This is a genomic window from Providencia sp. wls1943, assembly GCF_009706275.1.
GTDB classification, from domain to species: domain Bacteria; phylum Pseudomonadota; class Gammaproteobacteria; order Enterobacterales; family Enterobacteriaceae; genus Providencia; species Providencia zhijiangensis.
This window is the reverse complement of record NZ_WLTU01000004.1, coordinates 200,541-221,471: the sequence shown is the minus strand read 5'-3', so window position 1 is coordinate 221,471 and position 20,931 is coordinate 200,541. Positions and strand designations below refer to the sequence as shown.

At 43.0% G+C, this 20,931-nt stretch carries 21 protein-coding genes; 6 read left to right on the top strand and 15 right to left on the bottom strand.

Going from position 1 to position 20,931, the window contains the following annotated elements:
• The first annotated feature begins 24 nt into the window (after nt 1–24).
• The gene (locus GKR48_RS01800) at nt 25–891 is read left to right on the top strand and encodes a phosphoribulokinase (protein ID WP_154626512.1); all 867 of its coding nucleotides are present in this window, start codon (nt 25–27) and stop codon (nt 889–891) included.
• A gap of 79 nt (nt 892–970) precedes the next feature.
• On the opposite strand, the gene GKR48_RS01795 is transcribed toward GKR48_RS01800, so the two are convergent.
• Nucleotides 971–1,375, bottom strand: coding sequence for an OsmC family protein (locus GKR48_RS01795; protein ID WP_154626510.1), 405 nt, complete (start codon nt 1,373–1,375; stop codon nt 971–973).
• Nucleotides 1,376–1,699: 324 nt separating this feature from the next.
• Here GKR48_RS01795 and crp point away from each other — a divergent pair, with 324 nt between their 5' ends.
• Nucleotides 1,700–2,332: a cAMP-activated global transcriptional regulator CRP gene (gene crp / locus GKR48_RS01790; protein WP_006659550.1), complete on the top strand. Its 633-nt coding sequence runs from the start codon at nt 1,700–1,702 to the stop codon at nt 2,330–2,332.
• A gap of 211 nt (nt 2,333–2,543) precedes the next feature.
• Nucleotides 2,544–4,082, top strand: a complete 1,539-nt coding sequence (locus tag GKR48_RS01785) for a hypothetical protein (protein ID WP_154626508.1) — start codon at nt 2,544–2,546, stop codon at nt 4,080–4,082.
• Nucleotides 4,083–4,142: 60 nt separating this feature from the next.
• Here GKR48_RS01785 and GKR48_RS01780 read toward each other — a convergent pair whose 3' ends face one another.
• The 3 genes from GKR48_RS01780 to ppiA form a co-directional block, all read right to left on the bottom strand.
• Nucleotides 4,143–5,357 (bottom strand): aspartate aminotransferase family protein, encoded by a 1,215-nt coding sequence (locus tag GKR48_RS01780; RefSeq protein ID WP_154626506.1) that lies wholly within the window; start codon nt 5,355–5,357, stop codon nt 4,143–4,145.
• 131 nt (nt 5,358–5,488) lie between these two features.
• Complete coding sequence (locus GKR48_RS01775) at nt 5,489–6,064, bottom strand: aminodeoxychorismate synthase component II (RefSeq protein WP_154602318.1); 576 nt, start codon at nt 6,062–6,064, stop codon at nt 5,489–5,491.
• Between the two features lie 446 nt (nt 6,065–6,510).
• Nucleotides 6,511–7,083: a peptidylprolyl isomerase A gene (gene ppiA / locus GKR48_RS01770; protein WP_108478750.1), complete on the bottom strand. Its 573-nt coding sequence runs from the start codon at nt 7,081–7,083 to the stop codon at nt 6,511–6,513.
• Nucleotides 7,084–7,350: 267 nt separating this feature from the next.
• On the opposite strand from ppiA, the gene yihA reads away from it, so the two are divergent.
• Nucleotides 7,351–7,971, top strand: coding sequence for a ribosome biogenesis GTP-binding protein YihA/YsxC (yihA, locus tag GKR48_RS01765; RefSeq protein ID WP_132496945.1), 621 nt, complete (start codon nt 7,351–7,353; stop codon nt 7,969–7,971).
• A 113-nt stretch (nt 7,972–8,084) separates the two neighbouring features.
• Here the strand turns inward: yihA and GKR48_RS18290 are convergent, their stop codons facing one another.
• From GKR48_RS18290 to GKR48_RS01745, 5 genes are all read right to left on the bottom strand, one after another.
• Complete coding sequence (locus tag GKR48_RS18290) at nt 8,085–8,132, bottom strand: hypothetical protein (RefSeq protein WP_438361642.1); 48 nt, start codon at nt 8,130–8,132, stop codon at nt 8,085–8,087.
• 522 nt (nt 8,133–8,654) lie between these two features.
• Nucleotides 8,655–11,459, bottom strand: a complete 2,805-nt coding sequence (polA, locus tag GKR48_RS01760; protein WP_154626504.1) for a DNA polymerase I — start codon at nt 11,457–11,459, stop codon at nt 8,655–8,657.
• A gap of 329 nt (nt 11,460–11,788) precedes the next feature.
• Entirely contained in the window at nt 11,789–12,412 is a 624-nt protein-coding gene (dsbA, locus tag GKR48_RS01755) for a thiol:disulfide interchange protein DsbA (RefSeq protein ID WP_036948659.1), read from the bottom strand.
• A gap of 33 nt (nt 12,413–12,445) precedes the next feature.
• The gene (locus GKR48_RS01750; protein ID WP_418055364.1) at nt 12,446–13,447 is read right to left on the bottom strand and encodes a serine/threonine protein kinase; all 1,002 of its coding nucleotides are present in this window, start codon (nt 13,445–13,447) and stop codon (nt 12,446–12,448) included.
• Complete coding sequence (locus tag GKR48_RS01745; protein WP_006659561.1) at nt 13,448–13,717, bottom strand: YihD family protein; 270 nt, start codon at nt 13,715–13,717, stop codon at nt 13,448–13,450. It lies immediately after the preceding gene.
• Nucleotides 13,718–13,931: 214 nt separating this feature from the next.
• Here GKR48_RS01745 and mobA point away from each other — a divergent pair, with 214 nt between their 5' ends.
• Nucleotides 13,932–14,525, top strand: coding sequence for a molybdenum cofactor guanylyltransferase MobA (gene mobA, locus GKR48_RS01740; protein ID WP_154626502.1), 594 nt, complete (start codon nt 13,932–13,934; stop codon nt 14,523–14,525).
• Entirely contained in the window at nt 14,522–15,040 is a 519-nt protein-coding gene (mobB, locus tag GKR48_RS01735; protein WP_154602313.1) for a molybdopterin-guanine dinucleotide biosynthesis protein MobB, read from the top strand. Before mobA ends, mobB begins: the two co-directional genes overlap by 4 nt.
• 34 nt (nt 15,041–15,074) lie before the next feature.
• On the opposite strand, the gene GKR48_RS01730 is transcribed toward mobB, so the two are convergent.
• The 6 genes from GKR48_RS01730 to GKR48_RS01705 all read right to left on the bottom strand — a co-directional run bounded on the left by GKR48_RS01730 (nt 15,075) and on the right by GKR48_RS01705 (nt 20,890).
• Complete coding sequence (locus GKR48_RS01730; RefSeq protein WP_154626501.1) at nt 15,075–16,088, bottom strand: LacI family DNA-binding transcriptional regulator; 1,014 nt, start codon at nt 16,086–16,088, stop codon at nt 15,075–15,077.
• The gene (locus tag GKR48_RS01725; protein ID WP_154626498.1) at nt 16,085–16,825 is read right to left on the bottom strand and encodes a ribonuclease Z; all 741 of its coding nucleotides are present in this window, start codon (nt 16,823–16,825) and stop codon (nt 16,085–16,087) included. The genes GKR48_RS01730 and GKR48_RS01725 overlap by 4 nt, the downstream gene beginning before the upstream one ends.
• Nucleotides 16,815–17,891: an ABC transporter ATP-binding protein gene (locus tag GKR48_RS01720; protein ID WP_154626496.1), complete on the bottom strand. Its 1,077-nt coding sequence runs from the start codon at nt 17,889–17,891 to the stop codon at nt 16,815–16,817. Before GKR48_RS01720 ends, GKR48_RS01725 begins: the two co-directional genes overlap by 11 nt.
• 12 nt (nt 17,892–17,903) lie before the next feature.
• Nucleotides 17,904–18,716: a carbohydrate ABC transporter permease gene (locus tag GKR48_RS01715; protein ID WP_154626494.1), complete on the bottom strand. Its 813-nt coding sequence runs from the start codon at nt 18,714–18,716 to the stop codon at nt 17,904–17,906.
• Nucleotides 18,717–18,718: 2 nt separating this feature from the next.
• The gene (locus GKR48_RS01710) at nt 18,719–19,582 is read right to left on the bottom strand and encodes a carbohydrate ABC transporter permease (RefSeq protein ID WP_154626492.1); all 864 of its coding nucleotides are present in this window, start codon (nt 19,580–19,582) and stop codon (nt 18,719–18,721) included.
• Between the two features lie 90 nt (nt 19,583–19,672).
• Nucleotides 19,673–20,890, bottom strand: a complete 1,218-nt coding sequence (locus tag GKR48_RS01705) for an ABC transporter substrate-binding protein (RefSeq protein ID WP_154626490.1) — start codon at nt 20,888–20,890, stop codon at nt 19,673–19,675.
• Between the last annotated feature and the right edge of the window lie 41 nt (nt 20,891–20,931).

Here is a 20,931-nt window from a genome sequence, read left to right as displayed (position 1 = left end):
ATGGCGTAAAACAGGGAGTCCACTATGTCGAAGAAGCATCCGATTATTGCAGTGACGGGTTCGAGTGGCGCAGGAACAACCTCAACGAGCCAAGCTTTTCGTAAAATTTTCCATCAATTAAATATCCGCCCAGCCACCCTTGAGGGCGATAGTTTTCACCGTTATACCCGCCCTGAAATGGATATGGCTATTCGTAAAGCCCGCGAGCAAGGGCGCCATATCAGTTATTTCGGCCCTGAGGCCAACGATTTTTCTCTACTTGAACAGACGCTAATTGACTATGCTAAAACTGGCAGCGGTCAATCTCGAAAATATTTACATACTTACGATGAAGCGGTGCCCTATGGTCTGCAACCTGGTACGTTTACCCCGTGGGAATCGCTACCAGCCAATACCGATGTGCTGTTTTATGAAGGATTACATGGCGGCGTTGTCACCCCAGAACATGATGTTGCTCAGCATGTTGATTTACTTGTCGGTGTGGTGCCGATTGTTAACCTTGAATGGATTCAGAAATTGATCCGAGATACCACTGAGCGAGGGCATTCTCGTGAAGCCGTGATGGATTCGGTTGTACGTTCGATGGGTGACTATATTAACTATATTACGCCGCAGTTTTCCCGTACTCATATTAACTTCCAGCGGGTTCCTACCGTTGACACCTCTAACCCTTTCTCTGCCAAAGCAATACCTTCACAGGACGAAAGTTTTATCGTTATTCGCTTTAGAGGATTAGAGCAGATCGATTTCCCTTATTTATTATCCATGTTAAATGGCTCGTTTATTTCAGCGATGAATACCATTGTGGTACCCGGTGGGAAATTAGGACTCGCGATGGAACTTATTATGATGCCATTAGTGGAAAAATTAATGAAACAGCGAAATGGGTAGTTTGAGATTCTCATTAAAGAGATAAATAACAAGATGCTTATCTTAATTGTCGATAAGCATCTTAATAGCAAGAAAACAATTACGGCGTTTTAATTTCGAAGCTATGAGTCACGTTAACTGTTTTTTCTAACATGATAGCAACGGAACAATATTTTTCTGCAGAAAGTTGAACCGCACGCTCCACTACTTTGTCCGTTAGTTCACGTCCCGTCACAATAAAATGTAGGTTGATATCCGTAAAATAACGCGGGGCTTCTTCACGACGCTGTGAAGTTAACTTCACTTCACAATCAACAATATCCTGACGACCTTTTTGTAAAATAGAAACCACATCAATCGCACTGCATCCGCCTGCCGCCATTAGAACCATTTCCATCGGACTTGGTGCTTTATCGCCCGCATTACCATCCATCATAATTTGATGACCTGATGCCGACTCACCTAGAAAAGAGAGCCCTTCAACCCACTTTACGCGTGCTTCCATTTTTTATTCCTCTCGAAAATAGTGATATTTATCGCCATATTGTTCCATATATCTAGACAATGTTATATCAGCATTATTAGGCTGAAGCGATACAGGGAAGACTTTCGGCATTGGATATGATACAAACAATGGTCAGTTGATAGGATTAAGATCAAAACTCAACGATTTAATTGATTATATTATACAATTGATATTAATTTGCGTTGGCCTAGAGCAGCATTAATAATAGGCATCAATGCGACTTAATATGCTAAGCTAGACACTTTAAAGTCAGCCTTTTCCTACTTTTCGAAAGGTTGCAATAACATACAGAGGATAACGCTAATGGTTCTCGGCAAGCCACAAACAGACCCTACTCTTGAATGGTTTTTGTCACACTGCCATATTCATAAGTATCCATCCAAGAGCACTCTGATCCATCAGGGTGAAAAAGCAGAAACCCTTTACTACATTGTTAAAGGCTCAGTGGCTGTTTTAATCAAAGATGAAGAAGGCAAGGAAATGATTCTCTCTTACCTAAATCAGGGAGATTTCATTGGCGAACTTGGGTTATTTGAAGAAGGGCAAGAACGTACTGCGTGGGTTCGCGCGAAAGTTGCTTGCGAAGTCGCGGAAATTTCTTACAAAAAATTCCGTCAGCTGATTCAAGTCAATCCAGATATCCTGATGCGCCTTTCCGCGCAAATGGCGAATCGTTTGCAAACCACATCCGAAAAAGTGGGTAACCTTGCATTCTTAGATGTTACTGGTCGTATTGCTCAAACCTTGTTGAATTTAGCTAAACAGCCTGATGCGATGACTCACCCAGACGGTATGCAAATCAAAATTACTCGTCAGGAAATCGGTCAAATCGTAGGTTGCTCTCGCGAAACTGTCGGTCGTATTTTAAAGATGCTGGAAGATCAAAACTTAATCTCCGCACACGGCAAAACGATTGTTGTTTACGGTACCCGCTGATTTGCCTTTCAGCCTCACCCTTTTGGGTGGGGCTTCGATATTGAAATAGCTTTATACTCCACGTACAAAGCTATTTTTCTTACTTAGGATCCTTTATTTCCCCCTCTCATCTATATACTCTCATTGATGAGTATCGTTTCTTTATATAATTATAGTTAATTGTCAAACTAATATAGTGGTAACTAAACCATTATTAAGAGTTGACAACACGATGATTAAAAATATCAATCCAAGAAGCGAAAGTATCATTAATATCAATGATAATAAAACCATAACCACTTCATCATTATCTAATAAAATAAAAAAAACCAGTAATATTGGTTCATGCGTACCCGATAATAATCACCTATCTAATTTACATTATCAAAAAAAGCATTTCGCCGTATCGACTTGTCATTTTGAGCCAAGTGAACAAAAAGAAATTAATCTAATTAAATACTCACCTCCAGTAGAGAAAATAACACTTCCCTATAAATACCATGAGGCTATTGAAGCTAATGGTCATTTTCTAATTCTTAAATCCCCACGTATTTTCAACCATTCCGTCTCAATAAAAAATGAGCCACTTATTAATGAGAAACAGGATGCCGAACTAATGCTAATTGATAAAACAAGTACTCCAGAAACCAACGTTTTTAAAGATTTTAAATTAAATCGTTCATCAAGCAGATTTTCAAACTTGATTTTAGAAATAAAATCGACTCATGAAAAAGGCATTCGTTATTTAAAAAGTATATTTAATAAAAATAAGAATGAGAAATTTCGTGTTACTTTTAAAAAGGAAATTAAGATCCCAATAAAACATGAAGAAACAAGATCAAGTGAAGTAATCACTCATCAGAATACTGCATCGACTCAGAAGGTTGAGAACAACCTTAGCACTCTAAAATCATCACAAGCTAAATTAGCTGAACAGCTAAAAAAAATAGAGACAGACAAAGAGAATGAAATAAAAGCAGATGAAGAGAGAATAAGAAAAGAAGCTGAATCAAGTATGATACAGAAAGCTTCTATTTCAAAAATAAAAGATGAGAATGAAGCAAAGAGCAGTGATACCGAATTTGAGTTCAATGAGGAGTTTGAGTGGAATGATGATACCAATCATATTCAAGATAGTTTACAAAAAAAAATCACCGACCGTCTTGTTAGCTTAGCAATTCCATCAACACATCAACTAAATAAATTACTTATTGATGAGACTGACATGAAGTCAATAAATCGACACTTAGAAAATATGGATTCACTGAACAAGATAGAAAGTCAGTTATATTCTAGCAATGAAAGCTTAAATTCTAACTCATCAAGCCATTATTCGAATAATTCTAATGACTCTGGATATTTATCAGAAAATACAAAAGCACAGAAAAAAATAGAAACAGACTCCACTAAACTGAAAGATAATAACTCAAACCATGCCACATATAATAAAACTGATAAAGTATTACCTAGAAGAAATATAAAAGTAAAACCAACCGTTAGAACATATCAATTTAATGGGGAAATATACCAAACTAAAACATCAATGCTAAGAGCTAAACATAATAGTAAAAAATATCAGTTTCCACTAAATAGAAAATCACCAGAAATAGCATCAAATCAAGGAAAACCCGATACTAAAAAATTAGATGCGCTGTTGAAAAAAACGCAAGAAACCCTTCATGGTCTAAATAGTCTAAGCGAGCAAATATCCAAAGAAGAAGTACATTCTGCGAAGATTAAAATAAAATTAGCTAAGCTTAATAACAAGTAACAACTTGAAGAATAGTTCAGTGACAGAGGCAAATTTGCCTCTGTCACTATAAAAAGACAATTAAGCCAGCAGTTTGCTAATTGCAGTTTCCAATTTCGCCATACCGCTATTAATTTCATCTTCAGAAATAATCAGCGATGGAGTAAAGCGCAATACATTCGTGCCCGCATTAAGCATCATCAGCCCTTCTGCAGCACAAGCTTGTAGAATATCTTTTGAGCGATTCAGCAATTTGCCATTCAGTTCTGCGCCAATTAATAAGCCCATTCCGCGAATTTCAGCAAAAATTCCATATTGGTCATTAAGCTTGTTTAAATGGGCAACAAATAACTCACGACGCTTAGCAACACCATCGAGTACTTCATCGGTATTGATGATATCGAAAGCGGCATTACCGACCGCACACGCTAGCGGATTACCGCCATAAGTGGTTCCGTGTGAACCCACTTCCATAGTATTAGCAATTTCCGCGGTTGTGATCATCGCACTGATAGGGAAACCGCCTCCGAGCGCTTTTGCAGTGGTTAATATATCGGGAGTGACATCGTAGTGCATATAAGAGAATAATTTCCCCGTACGCCCCATTCCACTTTGCACTTCATCAAAAATAAGTAATGCATTATTTTCATCGCAAAGTTTACGAACTCCTTGCAGAAATTCTGATGTTGCTGGGGTTACCCCGCCTTCCCCTTGAACCGGCTCCAATACCACTGCGCAAGTATTTTCATCAATCACGGCTTTAACGGCATCAAGGTCATTAAAAGGCACGTGAATAATATCAGCTGGCTTTGGACCAAAACCATCTGCATATTTCGCTTGTCCGCCAACTGAGACAGTAAATAATGTTCTGCCGTGGAATGCTTGCTTGAATGCAATGATCTTCGTTTTATACGGGCTATATTTGGTGATGGCATAACGACGCGCTAGCTTGAATGCGGCTTCATTCGCTTCAGACCCTGAGTTCACAAAGAATGCACGATCCGCAAACGTTGCTTTCGTTAATTTTTGGGCTAGTTTTAACGCCTGTTCATTGGTAAAAACATTGCTCACATGCCAAAGTTTTTCGCTTTGCTCACGTACAGCCGCAACGAGGCTTGGATGGCAATGACCTAGCGCTAAAACCGCGATCCCGCCTGCGAAATCAATGTATTCTTTACCTTGCTGATCCCAAACGCGGCTGCCTTCGCCTTTAACTGGAATAAATTCAGCTGGCGAAAAAATAGGTAACATGACCTGATCAAAAGTCTGCCGATTGACTGCGTGTTGTTCTGACATACCCCTCACCTGCTCTTTATCGAATGCTTAAGTGAAAATATAAGCATCAAATATGAATAAAAAATCAATAAAGAGCAATAGGGAAGGGTAAAATATGCATAATTAATTTTGCTATTCGCGAAAATCAACCACTAATACTTGAGAAAATTACTCAACAGCTCATGACCTTGTTCGCTGAGAATACTTTCAGGATGGAATTGAACCCCTTCAATAGGCAGGGTTTTATGGCGGATCCCCATAATTTCATCGATATCCCCGTTATTCAGTGACCACGCGGAGACATCAAAAGAGGCGGGTAGCGTTTCTGCTGCAATCACTAAAGAGTGATAGCGAGTCACGGTTAAAGGCCGATTCAGTCCTTTAAATACCCCTTGATGATTATGGTGGATAGATGACGTTTTGCCGTGCATCACTTCTCGTGCTTTCACAACAGACGCGCCAAATGCTTGCCCAATAGCTTGATGCCCTAGGCAAATACCCAAAATAGGTAATTTTCCGGCGAAATATTTTATCGCTTCCAACGAAATTCCCGCCTCATCAGGCGTGCAAGGACCCGGTGAAATGACCAAATGGGTTGGAGCCAGTTGTTCAATTTCTTCAATGGTAATTTCGTCATTACGTTTCACCAGCACTTCCGCCCCTAGTTCGCAGAAATATTGGTATAAGTTGTATGTAAATGAATCGTAATTATCAATAAGTAAAAGCATAGTAGCCTATCCGACTGATTTTTATCATTATAAGTTTTTTGTTTATGCATAATTCGTGGTGGTTAGCAATTAGAACGCGTCCCAAAAACCATAAATTATCACAAAGGGCGGCTATCATAGCACAGCCAAGACAGGAAAATAGCTTATTTACGTCAAGCAACCCACTTTCAGTACAAAATTTCCATATAAAAATCATGGTATTATGTTCACAAAAATATAACAACATTCAAAATTTGATAATAAATGCTTTAAATACAATGGAATAAAATAGAAGCAATCAGACTAATAAAAAAACAATTAAACGCATGAGTGATGATGAAATAGAAGTGAGTTGGGATGACTTATAATGGAAAGAATTTAAGAAAAAATGCAAAGAAAGGCTTTATGATAAGAGGATGATTAACAAGAACCACCCTCTCTATTAGACGATATTACAGCAAACAGTATTAAGGCTTTTTAATCACTTCCGCGGAAATAATCGTAATAGGTTCAACAGGAACATTTTGATATGGACCTACGTTCTCTGTTTTCACTTTAGAAATTTTGTCTGCAACATCCATTCCTTTAACAACTTTACCAAATACCGCATAGCCGAAATCACGTTGCCCGTGATCTAAAAATGCGTTATCAGCAACATTAATAAAGAATTGGCTGGTTGCACTGTCTTTATTTGCGCTACGAGCCATTGAAATAGTGCCACGTAAATTACGTAAACCATTATCAGCTTCGTTAGCGATTGGTGCACGGGTTTGTTTTTGCTGCAATTCTTTATTAAAACCGCCGCCTTGGATCATAAATCCAGGAATAACACGATGGAAGGTTGTTCCGTTGTAATAGCCTTCATTAACATATTGTAGGAAGTTTTCAGTACTAACAGGGGCTTTTTTACTATTGAGTTCTAATTCAATATTACCTGCAGAGGTGACTAATTTAACGTAAGTTTCACCCGCGGCTAATGCAAGAGAAGTGGTGCTCATTGCACAGATTGCCAATAATGGCACAAAAATTCGTTTCAACATTCAAGATCCCTTTTGTTAATACCCAAAAACATATTAATGCCCAATTCTAGAGCGAAGCGGGGGTAATTGCTAAAGATTTACCTATATTTACGCCAAATAGTTAAATTTCGCTGAATTAAATTAATTGTAGAGCAATTTAATGAAAAAGCCTTCGCATAATGTCATTCTCAAATAGATATCACACCAAATATCCCCCTTTTGTTGTTTGTATGCTATTCAGTCGCTATAATCCCCCAGCCTTTTGAGGCTACTCAGGGAGAACCACCAATGGCAATTAAAAACCACAACTACCACATGACAAAATTTGTCATCAGTGCCCCCGATATCCGTCATCTACCAAAAGATACGGGTATTGAGGTGGCGTTTGCTGGCCGATCTAACGCGGGCAAATCCAGTGCATTAAATGCATTAACACAGCAAAAAAGCTTAGCGCGAACCAGTAAAACACCGGGAAGAACTCAGCTTATCAACCTATTTGAAGTTGAAGAGGGCATTCGCCTAGTTGACCTTCCGGGCTACGGTTATGCCGAAGTACCTGAAGAGATGAAGCGCAAATGGCAGCAAGCTCTCGGTGAATATTTGCAGAAAAGAGAATGTATCAAAGGGTTAGTGATTTTGATGGATATCCGCCATCCATTAAAAGACCTCGATATGCAGATGATCGAATGGTCCGTCGCCATGAGCATTCCTGTTCTTGTTCTACTGACTAAAGCAGATAAGCTCGCATCAGGCGCAAGAAAGAAACAGTTAATGGAAGTTCGCCAAGCATTAGCACCGTTATCAGCGGAAGGCGATATTGAAGTGGAATATTTCTCTGCCCTGAAAAAAATGGGTATCGATAAATTACGTATCAAACTCGACAGTTGGTATAGTAACGCCGCAGAATAATCTTTTCATTCCTTGTACGCCAATCGCGGCGTACAACGGTCTATGCCGTTAGCGCATCAGAATTTATGCAAAAAAAATGCTCCAGTCAAAAACTTGACTGGAGCAGCTAATATTCAGCTAAATCCGATTACGTGAAGTAAAAGGTCTGAAAGATAGAACATCTTACCTCTGTACCCTACGCCTGATAATGTACTTTATTTTCCGCTCGAAAAAAAGGCTTTTTGTAGTTTTTTTTCAAAGCTTACTACGATTCAGCCCTTTAAATTGCCTAATAATTCGTTAAAAACGTATTTTTACTACATATTTATGAGATCTAAGTCGCATAATAACAACCTTCTCCATCCCAGCGATATATTTAAAATTCAGTGTTTTACCCATGAATTATGTGAAATTTAAAGGGAATAAAACGCCTCCAATTTACTGCGTAAATACCACTATAAAAATATTCCAAACATAAAAAAACACCCCAAACATTGTCGCCAACCTTTGGGGTGCCTTACATTATCTTTTGCTTAGCTCTTGCTTTTAGTTTTTACATCTAAGATCGTTGTGCCAACCAATACTCTAAATAGTTCATGTTGTGGTAAGGCGGTGAACGAAGACAGCTTGGGGAGCATACACAAGTATGTGACCCAAGTGGCTGAGTGAAACCAACGCCGCCACAGCGTGAAATATGACGAGTATTAATGGGCTTCGTCCCAGTTCGAGCCAACCCCCACCTCCACTTTCAGAGGAACATCCAGTACCATACTCTGCTCCATCAGCGCCTGAACCTTCGCTTTCACCTTCTCTAACTCGGACTCTTTGACTTCAAACACCAGTTCATCGTGCACCTGCATGAGCATATCCGCATCTGGTTTTTCAGTTTCGAGCCAGTTATCTACCGCTATCATCGCTTTTTTGATGATGTCGGCAGCAGTACCTTGCATTGGGGCGTTGATCGCTTCGCGTTCTGCCGCTTTACGGCGCATACCATTACTGGATTTAATATCTGCAAGATACAATCTACGGCCTTCTAGTGTCTCAACATAACCTTGTTCAGACGCTTGCAGACGCGTATTTTCCATATAACGCAACACACCTGGATAACGCTCAAAGTAGAGATCCATATAACGCTGCGCTTCTCCACGAGGGATCCCTAACTGGCGAGCCAAACCAAATGCACTCATGCCATAAATCAAACCGAAGTTAATCGCTTTTGCACTACGGCGTTGGTCGCTGGTAACTTCCTCTAATGGAACCCCAAACACTTCGGCTGCGGTGGCTCTATGGATATCTTTACCTTCCGCAAACGCCGTCAATAAGCCTTTGTCTTGGGAAAGGTGTGCCATAATACGCAATTCAATTTGCGAATAGTCCGCCGCCATCACTTTGTAGCCATCACGCGCCACGAACGCTTGGCGGATACGGCGACCTTCTTCAGTACGCACAGGAATATTTTGCAAGTTCGGGTCACGGGAAGACAAACGCCCCGTCGCCGTTACTGCTTGGTGATAAGAGGTATGCACACGATGAGTTTTTGGATTAATCATCAGCGGCAGCTTATCCGTATAAGTAGATTTTAGCTTCGCTAAGCTACGATGCTCTAACAGTAACTTTGGTAATGCATGGTTTAATGCCAGCTCTTCCAATACTTCTTCGTTGGTTGAAGCGGCGCCACTTGGCGTTTTCTTGATAACTGGCAATTGCAGTTTTTCGAATAAAATCGTCTGCAACTGTTTCGGAGATGCCAAATTGAACTCTTCACCCGCTAACTCAAACGCCTGTTTTTCCAGCTCAGCTAAACGCGCGGTGATAACCTGAGACTGCGCTCCTAATGCCGCCGCGTCAATCAGTACACCTTTGCGCTCCATACGCACCAACACTGGCACCAACGGCATTTCGATATTTTGGAAAACGTGGGCTAATTTTGGCTCGGCTTCCAGTTGCGGATACAGCGCTTGATGCAGCAGCAATGTCACATCCGCATCTTCCGCCGCATAATTTGCCGCTTGTTCCAATGGAATTTGGTTAAAGGTTAACTGCTTTTTGCCTTTACCCGCTATCTCTTCAAAACTCACGGTCTTATGGTTGAGATGGCGATCTGCCAGGCTGTCCATATCATGACGTCCCATGCCTGCCACACTGTTCAACACATAAGATTCCAACATAGTGTCAAACTTGATGCCTTTTAGCGAAATATCGTAATTTAATAACACTTCCGCATCGTATTTTAGATTCTGACCGATTTTGCCGATTTTCTCATTTTCTAAGATAGGCTTCATCACTGCCAAAACGTCTTTTAAAGGCAACTGATCTGGTGCATCAAGATAGTCATGTCCCACGGGTAAATACGCAGCATGACCCACTTCGATGGCAAAAGACATCCCGACTAATCGAGCTTCTTGGGTATCCAAGCTGTCGGTTTCTGTATCAAAGGCAAACAGTGTTGCTTCACTGAGCTTTTTCACCCAGTTATCTAACTGTTCTTTATCGAGAATTGTTTGGTAATTTTCAGCACATAACGTTGGAACTGCTGGCTTAGATTTTGTCGCAGACTGGCTTTCTGGTGCACGGTAACTTTCTGCGGCTTTAGTCGGTTTTGCCCCTTTGCCATCCATCCAGCTACCATTTTCAACATCGGCCAACCAGCGTTTAAATTCATAACGGCTAAACAGCGAATGAAGTTTATCCGCATCCAGTTCCGTCACTTTGAGTTCTTCACACGGTTTTTCTAGCTCAACATCCGTTTTAATCGTCGCCAATTGGTAAGATAACAGTGCAAGTTCACGGTTCTCTTCCATTTTTGGTGCGAGGGTCTTAGAACCACGGAAACCGAGTGGAGCAATCGCATCTAAGTTTTTATAGATGTCATCTAAGCTACCAATACCTTGCAATAACGCTAATGCGGTTTTTTCACCGACACCCGGTACGCCCGGAATGTTATCGGATGAGTCACCCATTAAGGCTAAAAAGTCGATAATTAAGCTTGGTGGAACCCCATACTTCGCTTCCACTTCTTCAGGGCCTAAGATGGTATTGGTCATCGTGTTGATCAGGGTGATATTCGGCTCCACCAACTGCGCCATATCTTTATCGCCCGTACTGATCAGCACTGGCATCCCTTTGCTGCTCGCTTCACGCGCCAACGTACCGATGACGTCATCCGCCTCCACACCAGGCACCACTAGCAGCGGCAGCCCCATCGCTTCCACCATTTCATGCAATGGTGCGATTTGAGCGCGCAGATCGTCCGGCATTGGCGGGCGATGGGATTTGTAGCTTTCAAACAGTTCATCACGGAACGTTTTTCCCTTGGCATCAAAGACAACCGCCACATGACTCGGGGTATATTGCATGATCAGGCTACGCAGCATATTCAACACGCCATACATCGCTCCGGTCGGTTCACCAGCGCTGTTGGTCAATGGAGGGAATGCATGATAAGCACGGTACAGGTAGGAAGAGCCATCTACCAAAATAAGGGGATTTTCAGCAATCTGAGCCATAATCTGTCATCATCTTTTTTATCGGGAATGAATGGGGGATAGGATGCCACATTGTGGCTTCAGATACACCTTGAGATTCAATGTCCCGCCAAGTTATCCCATTTTTTACACGATAACTTCCTGTGGATAACTTTGTGAGTAAAATTTAGTTATCTAAAGGATTCAATGAGTAAGAGAATTGCAAGAAGAAAACAATAAAATAAAATCAATAAGTTAGCTAATGAGGCTTTGATTTATCGCAAATCAGGGGGAATGGTCGAATTGTGGATATTGATAACGGACAATCAGCAAATAAAAAGATAGCGGCAAATTGCCGCTATCTTCACGGATTATTTTTTACTGACTAAGAAGTTCACAACTTTTGAGTATTCTTTAGCATAATCCTCTGCGTTATCGACAGAAATTCCGTTATTACGGATTTGATATTTACCATCGACGAATAACGCTGGCACGCCACGCAGTTTTAAATCTTGTGCTGCATTTTGTTGCTTCGCGACGAGTGATTTCACGACAAAGCTATTCAGCGCTGCATCGTATTCTTCACCTGTTACGCCTGCTTTAATAAACGCATTACGGATATCTGCAGGGGTATTGATAGTTTGCGTTTTCTGAATGCCTTCAAACAGAATTGGCGTCACTTTATCTTCAACCTTCAGCACCATCGCCACAGCCCACGCTTGAGTCATTTGAGCGCCTAGAGGGCCTAAGAAATCAACGTGATAACGCGCTTTAGTGACACCTTCTGGCAGGTTTTTCTCAACCGTTTGTGGCACTTTGTAGATGCTTTCAAACTGATAACAGTGTGGGCAGTAGAATGAGAAAAACTCCAGCACTTGCGGTAAGTCTTGCACCGGAGGCTTAACATCCGTGTACTCTTTACCTTCTGAATAATTTGCTGCCGCAGCACCAAAAGACATGGCGATACCAATCAAAGCCAACATGATTTTTTTCATAGAAAACTTTCTCCAAAAACACAGTCTTAAATATTAAAATTGCGGGTTCAATTGCAAAGGAGCATCTAACAACCGCTCAGTTTGCTGTGCAAACTCGATAGATTGCTTTTGCCAAAAATCAGCAGATTGGATCCAAGAAAATGCTTTCGGGAAAGCGGGATCTTGCCAGCGACGAAGGATCCATCCTAAATAATGCACCATTCGCATCGCACGTAGCGGTTCAATCAGCTTTAACTCACGTACATCAAAATCACAAAACTCGTTATACGCTTCTAATAACGTATCCAGTTGGATAATTTGCTCTTGGCGCGAACCATTAAGCAACATCCATAGATCTTGCACCGCAGGGCCATTGCGTGCATCGTCAAAATCCACCAGCCACGCTTCATCACGCCACAAAATATTGCCGGGATGGCAATCCCCTTGTAGGCGAATAAAAGATTGCTGAGCAGGCCACAGGGCTTTAACTTGGGCAATCAACTTATCGAGTGAATCTATCAATGGTGCTTTATCACGCTCAGTAATTAATGAACTGGCGGCGATAATATTTCTCGGTTGGTCGAGATACTCTTCCACACCAAGAGTCGGACGAAATGCAAAGTTTCGCTGTTTACCGATTTGATGCACTCGCCCTAATAAATGGCCGACACCCTCAAGCTGGAATAAATTGTCCGTTTCATATTGGCGCCCTCCGATACTCGGAAAGAGTGCAAACATAAACCCACCAAACTCTAATACTGTTTGTCCGGCAAATTCTAACGGCGCAGCCACCGATAAGCCTTCATCTTGCAGCTCAAGGGTAAAATCATGCTCCTCTTGAATTTGAGAACGGTTCCAACGTTCAGGACGATAAAATTTCACCACATAGCGCTGGCGATTTTCATCCTGAAATTGGAAAACGCGATTTTCATAGCTGTTAAGCTCTGTCAGCCCTGATTCTGGGTAAATCCCCGCTTCCATCAGCGCATCAAGGATCAAATCAGGGGAGATCCCACTAAAGTGGAAGCTCGATTGTTCTGTTAAATCCATGTTCATTTAATCTTTTATGATGCCACGAGCACGTAGAATGGCCGTTTTAAAATCATCTTCGTAATCTTTTTGAATACCGGGGATCACCGCATTGCTGTCGGTGCCACGCATTTTTAGATGATAAATTAATACGTCGTCTGTCAGTTCAGATAAACTGCCTTTAAAACCTGCTTCATCTGCCAGTTTTTGCAGTAATTGCACTAAATTTAAATCTGAATTGTCCTTCCATACTGGATGCAGAAGTTCGATGACTTCATTTAAACGATGGCATTTCATGTTTATTCCTTATCACGAATATTCGATACAAGTTACCAATAATCCTACAAGAGAAAAAGGGAACAGTTGTCAATCTAAGTAAAGTTTAACCGTTTCTTGTATTAATATTCATTGATTTTATAGGAAAATAGAATAGATTTTAGCTGTTACTATACTCAAAAAACTACTTAAGTTCGTTAAAACATTTTCGCTAAGATTTTCAGAGATATTGAACATGTCATTTCGTCAGTCGATTACAGGCGTGATCCTCGCAGGGGGCAAAGGCACCCGCATGGGTGGCCAAGATAAGGGTTTAATTCCTTTATTGGGTAAGCCGCTATACCGCTATATTATTGAACGTTTGCAGCCGCAAGTCGGTCAATTGATGATCAATGCTAATCGCCACCATGCAGAATATGCACAAAGCCAGCTGCCCGTTTTCACGGATTTAACCGCAGATTTTTCGGGCCCCTTAGCAGGGATGCAAGCTGCACTTCATCAAGTCACCACCGATTGGCTGCTATTTGTCCCTTGTGATGTTCCCGAATTCCCAACTGATTTAGCCGAAAAAATGTTTCGCGAAAAAGGCAAGCACCTTGCCTGCTACGCCTGTGATAACGAACGAGAACACCCGACATTTACCCTACTCCATCGGTCTCTCCAGAAACCGTTGGATGATTACCTCGCAAGAGGAGATCGCAAATTGATGCTATTTATGCGTGAGATCGATGCAAAAGGCGTCATATTTACCTCTGAAACTGGCACATTTGCTAACTTAAATACGCCGGAAGATAGCCGTAACTGGGAGTTACAACAAAAAAAATCATGAACCAGAACACGTTACCTCTACTCGGGATCACCGCCTACAGTGGCACCGGGAAAACAACTTTGCTCAAGAAAGTTATCCCTTTACTGAGACAGCGTCATGTTCGTGTGGGCTTAATCAAGCACACGCATCACGATATGGAAATTGATACGCCGGGCAAAGACAGTTATGAATTACGCAAAGCAGGTGCAGACCAAACGTTAGTGGCAAGCAATCAGCGCTGGGCATTAATGACCGAAACCCCTGAATGCAATGAAATGGATCTGAGCTATCTCGCCAGCCGCTTTGATCCTGCTTCGCTAGATCTGATCTTAGTGGAAGGATTCAAGAGTGAGCCCATCGATAAAATCGCACTATTTCGCTCCGATGTAGGTAAACCGCTAAACGGCTTAATCGACGAGTACGTTGTGGCGGTTGCCAGCGACGAAATTATCGATACTGACGTCCCGCAATTGGATATCAATAATCCTGAACAGGTGGCGGACTATATTGTTTCCTGGTGGCAAAAAAGCCAGTAAATTGCCTCTCTAAATGCCTCATTCGAGGCATTTTTTATGCGCTTTTGCGCACAATCAGCTCAGGTTCAAGCTTGATAAGATTCGGTTGATTCTCTGACTGCGCCCAAATGCCTTCGAGCAAGGTAATCACTTGCTGGGCAATACGATTCACAGGCTGCGCCAATGTGGTGAGCTGATACCCTTGCCACCCCGCCATCGGAATATCATCACACCCCACGAGTCTGAGTTGTGCAGGAACCGCGATATTCAACTCTTGCCGGCAACAATCCATTACCCCCAGCGCCAAAGAATCTGCGGCACAAAATAAGCCATCCAGCGATTGAAGTTGCTGCTGATGCTGCAACGCCGCCTCAAAGCCTGCTTGATAACGATAACTCCCCGCGGATAGACATACGGGTTCAGGATAGCCCGCAGCCATTAAATAGCGTTTAAAACCTTGATAGCGCTCATTTGATGCCTGCCCATCTCCACGCCCTGCCAGAAATCCCAACTGAGTTAAGCCTAAACTTAATAGATATTTTGCCGCCATTTCCCCGGCTAATTGGTTATCTGTTTGTACTGAAGGGATCAATCCCGCATCATCACTGCGCCCCAATGTAATTAGCGGTAAAGAGAGCTTTAAACATTGATGAAAATGCTCCGCTGGCAGTGACCCCACCACAGCGACCACTCCATCAATTTGGTATCCCGATAATTGCAAAATCGCCGCATCAAGGTCGTCCGCCTGTTTCACATTCAATAGCATTGGCTGTTTCCTGTGCCCTTGTAATGCGCTGGATAAGGCTTCAAACAAATAGGATTCATACGGGTTCGATAAATCACTGACAAGGATCGCCACGATATTGGAACGTTTTTTCTGATTAGGCGTGCTCAGTGTACGAGCAAAAAAATTAGGTTGATAACCCAGTTGCTTCGCCGCATCTAAAATCTTTTGCTGCTTTTTCGGGTGGATACTCGCGCCCTCCGTAAATGCCCGGGATACCGACGAACGGGAAACGCCTGCCACCTCAGCCACATCCGATGCCGTCACTTTTCGATTTTGCATCATGATAAGCATTCCCCCTGCTGAGCCAACTGAAGAAACGGATATTCGACAATATGTTCACTCAAACTATCTCGGGAGCGCTGCTCAATATGATAAAGCCGCCATTGGCTATTCGATTTTGGAGATAACTTTTGTAATCGCTGCTGTAGTGACGCCCAAGAGCCATGACTCGGATGAATATCGAGGGTTTCACATTCCAAAAATACCCAATCACTTTGTAGTGCCAGTTGTTCCCCTTGGGGCGAAATCTCACCATCCCCTGAGTAAAACAGACTGCGCCCCGAATTCGCAGTCAGGTGCAAACTACGGTTACTGACCGAATGTTGAGTTAACGCCGTCGTCACTTTCCAATCACCAATAAATTGAATCTCTTCACTATTTTGTTGGATGATTTCAAAACCTAATTGCGCTTTAGGCCAATGGGCAAAGGCAAGAAGCGGCGCTAATAGCCCCCATTGTTCCCGCTGAGCAATAATCGTCAGTGGGCGCTTTCGCCGGTATGAATCCATCCAGTTAAGCAAGGAGGTTAGCCCCAAACAGTGGTCAGGGTGGGTATGGGTCAAGTAGATAGCATCTAACTCTTCCACATGCATTTTTCCAAACAGCGCTTGAGGCACCGTTGGACCACAATCCACCAGCAATTGATAATCTGACTCTTCCACCAGAATGCTGGCATTGATGCGCTCACTATCATAAGCATCCCCCGTTCCCACTACCGTAATTTGAAAGCTAGGCTGCATAGTTTTTCCTTGTTTTAGCCATTTCAATCCGTTGTTCTTGCTCATCAAAAAAGTGCAACGTCGAACGCGCTAAGCTTATGGGTAACTTATCTCCCAAACCATAAACTTGGTCACTTTCCACCACAAAATGCTGCCCTTGCAGAGAACCGGAGCCTTGTAGAGAACCGGAGCCTTGTAGAAAACCATAGTAGAGTCGTGAATGCCCGAGAGGCTCCACCACCGTGATTGGCATAAAGGCATCTGGATTTTGGCTATCCACCACCACTTGATTAGGGCGAACGCCCACACACTCTGCCCCAGCAGGGAGCGAAATATTGATTGAATCGAACATTTTCGGTGCGAGAAAATTCATCACCGGTGACCCAATAAACGACGCTACAAATTTATTGGCTGGCTTCTGGTACAGTGTTTCAGGTGTGCCGACTTGCTCAATACATCCTTGATTTAAAACCACAATGCGGTCAGCCAACGTCATCGCTTCAACTTGGTCGTGAGTCACGTAAATCATGGTGGCTTTCAAGTTTTGGTGAAGTTGCTTCAAGTAAATGCGCATCTCCCCGCGTAATTTGGCATCAAGGTTAGACAGTGGCTCATCAAACAAAAATAACTCAGGGTCACGCACAATCGCACGTCCAATCGCCACCCGTTGACGCTGCCCACCAGATAGCGCAGATGGGAGTCGGTCAAGTAAAGGGGTGAGTTGTAAACTCTCAGCGGTTTCCCGTACTTTTTGGGTAATTTCTTGTGCACTCATCCCCGCCATCTTCAGTGGGAATCCCATATTTTTCTCTACGCTCATATGGGGATACAGGGCGTAGGATTGGAACACCATTGCCACTTGTCGCAGTGAGGGATGTACATCATTTAGAGGTTGACCATTGAGTTTCAGCTCCCCCTCGGTGATGGATTCAAGCCCTGCAATCATGCGTAGCAACGTGGATTTCCCGCAGCCAGAAGGCCCGACAAACACCACAAATTCGCCATTGTCGATGGTTAAATCCACTTGCGGGATCACGCAGTGCCCTGCGTAGCTTTTACCAATGTTAATCAGTTCGAGTTTTTTCATGATAAGTGCCTACTATTTCAATCCCATCGAGAAGCCACGTAATAAATAGCGCTGCATATAGCCCGCCAGTGCCAACATCGGCAACGAAGAAACAATCCCTATCGCCATCATTTCTCCCCACGCGGTACCGTCTTCAGTCATAAAGTTGGAGATAAATAATGGGATGGTGAATTTGTCTGGCGTATGAATAAATAACAGCGAGAATAAAAACTCATTCCAGCCGAGGATCATGGAAAAAATCGCCGTCGCGACTAACCCCGGCGCACAAAGCGGAAAGACGATATAGGCTAAACGCCGCAGTAAGTTCGCCCCATCCATCGCTCCCGCCTCTTCAATTTCTAATGGAATATCGCGAATAAAGCCAAGCAGCATCCAGATACAAAACGGCAAGGTATACACCTGATAAGACAAAATCAGCCCAATGCGCGTATTCAGTAATCCGACATGGTTCATCAAGGAATAGAGCGGGATGGCAATCACAATCGGCGGCATCATTTTGATAATCAATACACCGAGCAAAAACACGTTATCGAGCTTAGCGGGGAAGCGATAACGCACTAAGGCGTAAGCACAAAAGAATGCTAGCACCACCGAAACCGCCGTTGCCCCCACCGAGACTAAAACCGTATTGCCCACTAAACGCAGTAAATCCCCTTCAAATAGCTTTTCAAACGACGATAAGCTCGGTTGACTTGGCAGTAATTGCGCCCCCGATTGCATAATTTCAGACGGGGATTTAAACGCGGTACCGAACATCCAAATAATCGGCAGCGTCATGAAAAACACCGCCAACCAAACTAACAATGTGTGTATTTTGGCTTTCATGATCAGCGTCCTTTCATGACGTTGCGGGCATAAATCAATGTCATCAGCAAGGAGATCGCCAACATCACTAACGCCGCCGCACTGGCCATGCCCAAGTCAAAGAAGCGGAAACCGTATTTATAGACAAACATGGATAATGTCTCGGTTGAATTTCCGGGGCCGCCCCCCGTCATCACATACACTTTGTCGAATAACTTAAAGGTATCGATAGAGCGCAGTAAAAACGCCAACATTAGTTGCTTTTTGATCAGTGGAAGCGTGATGTACACAAAGGATTTCCAGCCTTTTGCACCATCCACCATCGCCGCTTCACCAATATCTTTAGGAATGGATTGCAAGCCCGCCAAAATGATCAAAAATGCCATTGGCGTCCATTGCCATGTATCTACTAACGCAATGGAATATAAGGCTAAATCTGGATTGAATAACCACTCTTGGGCGGGTAAGCCCACCGCCACCAGCAGGCTATTTAAGAATCCAAAATCGTAGTTATACCAAGAGCGCCAAATCGAGGAGCACACCAGCGTGGAGAGCATCATCGGGTAGATAATGATGGGCAATGCAAATTTACGCCCAGAAAATTGACGGTTAAACAGCAGTGCTAGCCACAGCCCTAAAAGAACTTGGGCGATGGATGCCACGAGGGTAAAAATGAACGTATTTTTGATGGCTGCCAAAAAGAAAAAGTCATCAAACAATTCAGAGAAATTCGACCAGCCAATAAAATGGTAGCTGTCATCGATATAATCCACTTGCCCAAATGCGTGATACAGCACAGATACGATGGGATACAGCGTCAATAACCCCAGCATAATCAACGCTGGGAGGAGTAGCCAAAACAACTGTTTACGGTTTTCAAATAACATACTCAGCATTCCATAAAGGCGCTAGAAACTAGCGCCATGAAAACATCACTATTTTTTGGGTGCTATTTTTTGGGTGCTATTTTTTGGGTGCTATTTTTTGGTACTACGTTCAATGCGTTTTTGCGCTTGTTCCAAAGCTTGCTCAGCAGTCATTTGCCCCATCATCGCCATTTGTAAAAAGTCCCCAAGAATACTTTCCACTTCGGCCCAATTTTGAATGCGTGGGCGCGCTTTACCGGCTTCTAATGCGGCAGCTTGTTGCGGATACCAACGGTATTGACTGACAACTTGCGGGTCTGCATACACGCTATGGCGCGTCGGCGGCGTACCGAAGTTTAGTGCTAACGCTTTTTGCATTTCGGCGCTGCTAGCAAATGCGAGGAATTGCTCCGCTTCTGCTTTGTTTTTCGCGTCCGCCGGAATGGCAAGCTGCCAAATACCCAGCATCGGTGCTGGCTGTCCGATTTCTGCTGGCGGTGCCATCATTTCCATTTTGCCGACCACATTCGAGACTTTAGCGTTATCAAGATCAGGAACCCAAGCTGGCCACACTTCGATTGCCATCGCGGCAGTACCTTTTTGTAATGCATCGCGAACTTCATCGGCGTTAAACACATCCACCCCTTTCGGCGCATATTGCTTCATCGCTAAGAAGGTTTCTAACGCTTGTTTGGCTTGCAGGGTATTTAAGGTCGGTTTTCTGTTTTTATCGACAACATCACCACCATATCCCCATAAAATGGGTAAAAATCCCGTCACGATCGAGTTACCTTTCACACCACGATAAACCACGCCATTGGCTTTGCCATCTTGGCTAATGGTTTTCGCTGAGTTCAACACATCCGTCCATGTTTTCGGTTGCTGAAGTTTGTACTGGTCGAATAGGTCTTTATTCCACGCGAACATCGCTACGTTACCGACCATTGGCAATGCATAGCTCGCACCTTTGCCATCTTGGCGACCGATATCCACGGTGGATTGAATAAAGTCTTTATCTTGAAGTGAATCAGGAAGTGGAGATAACCACTTATTGGCTAGGAATTCAGGTGCCCATGTGTCATCCATTAAAATCACATCATAGTTACCGGTTTTTTCACGCATCGAGAGCACGACGCTTTCATACAACCCTTTACTTGGACGCTTCACTAAGGTGATTTCAGCCTTAGGATTATTTTTTTTATATTCATCGACCACAAACTGCATCGCATCACCGTAGCTGCTATCTCGTCCGGCAATAATTAATTCTGAGGCGCTAGCGCCAAGTGTTGAGGCTATCAGAGCGGATGTTAATAATGTGCGCTTAATCATTTGCTTCTCCTAGTGGGTGTCTCTTGTTTTTCTGTACGAAT

Excerpts from the sequence above, each read along its gene's own strand:
- GKR48_RS01800 (WP_154626512.1), top strand. The coding sequence starts at position 25 with ATGTCGAAGAAGCATCCGATTATTGCAGTGACGGGTTCGAGTGGCGCA.
- GKR48_RS01795 (WP_154626510.1), bottom strand. The coding sequence starts at position 1,375 with ATGGAAGCACGCGTAAAGTGGGTTGAAGGGCTCTCTTTTCTAGGTGAG.
- crp (WP_006659550.1), top strand. The coding sequence starts at position 1,700 with ATGGTTCTCGGCAAGCCACAAACAGACCCTACTCTTGAATGGTTTTTG.
- GKR48_RS01785 (WP_154626508.1), top strand. The coding sequence starts at position 2,544 with ATGATTAAAAATATCAATCCAAGAAGCGAAAGTATCATTAATATCAAT.
- GKR48_RS01780 (WP_154626506.1), bottom strand. The coding sequence starts at position 5,357 with ATGTCAGAACAACACGCAGTCAATCGGCAGACTTTTGATCAGGTCATG.
- GKR48_RS01775 (WP_154602318.1), bottom strand. The coding sequence starts at position 6,064 with ATGCTTTTACTTATTGATAATTACGATTCATTTACATACAACTTATAC.
- ppiA (WP_108478750.1), bottom strand. The coding sequence starts at position 7,083 with ATGTTGAAACGAATTTTTGTGCCATTATTGGCAATCTGTGCAATGAGC.
- yihA (WP_132496945.1), top strand. The coding sequence starts at position 7,351 with ATGGCAATTAAAAACCACAACTACCACATGACAAAATTTGTCATCAGT.
- polA (WP_154626504.1), bottom strand. The coding sequence starts at position 11,459 with ATGGCTCAGATTGCTGAAAATCCCCTTATTTTGGTAGATGGCTCTTCC.
- dsbA (WP_036948659.1), bottom strand. The coding sequence starts at position 12,412 with ATGAAAAAAATCATGTTGGCTTTGATTGGTATCGCCATGTCTTTTGGT.
- GKR48_RS01750 (WP_418055364.1), bottom strand. The coding sequence starts at position 13,447 with ATGAACATGGATTTAACAGAACAATCGAGCTTCCACTTTAGTGGGATC.
- GKR48_RS01745 (WP_006659561.1), bottom strand. The coding sequence starts at position 13,717 with ATGAAATGCCATCGTTTAAATGAAGTCATCGAACTTCTGCATCCAGTA.
- mobA (WP_154626502.1), top strand. The coding sequence starts at position 13,932 with ATGTCATTTCGTCAGTCGATTACAGGCGTGATCCTCGCAGGGGGCAAA.
- mobB (WP_154602313.1), top strand. The coding sequence starts at position 14,522 with ATGAACCAGAACACGTTACCTCTACTCGGGATCACCGCCTACAGTGGC.
- GKR48_RS01730 (WP_154626501.1), bottom strand. The coding sequence starts at position 16,088 with ATGATGCAAAATCGAAAAGTGACGGCATCGGATGTGGCTGAGGTGGCA.
- GKR48_RS01725 (WP_154626498.1), bottom strand. The coding sequence starts at position 16,825 with ATGCAGCCTAGCTTTCAAATTACGGTAGTGGGAACGGGGGATGCTTAT.
- GKR48_RS01720 (WP_154626496.1), bottom strand. The coding sequence starts at position 17,891 with ATGAAAAAACTCGAACTGATTAACATTGGTAAAAGCTACGCAGGGCAC.
- GKR48_RS01715 (WP_154626494.1), bottom strand. The coding sequence starts at position 18,716 with ATGAAAGCCAAAATACACACATTGTTAGTTTGGTTGGCGGTGTTTTTC.
- GKR48_RS01710 (WP_154626492.1), bottom strand. The coding sequence starts at position 19,582 with ATGTTATTTGAAAACCGTAAACAGTTGTTTTGGCTACTCCTCCCAGCG.
- GKR48_RS01705 (WP_154626490.1), bottom strand. The coding sequence starts at position 20,890 with ATGATTAAGCGCACATTATTAACATCCGCTCTGATAGCCTCAACACTT.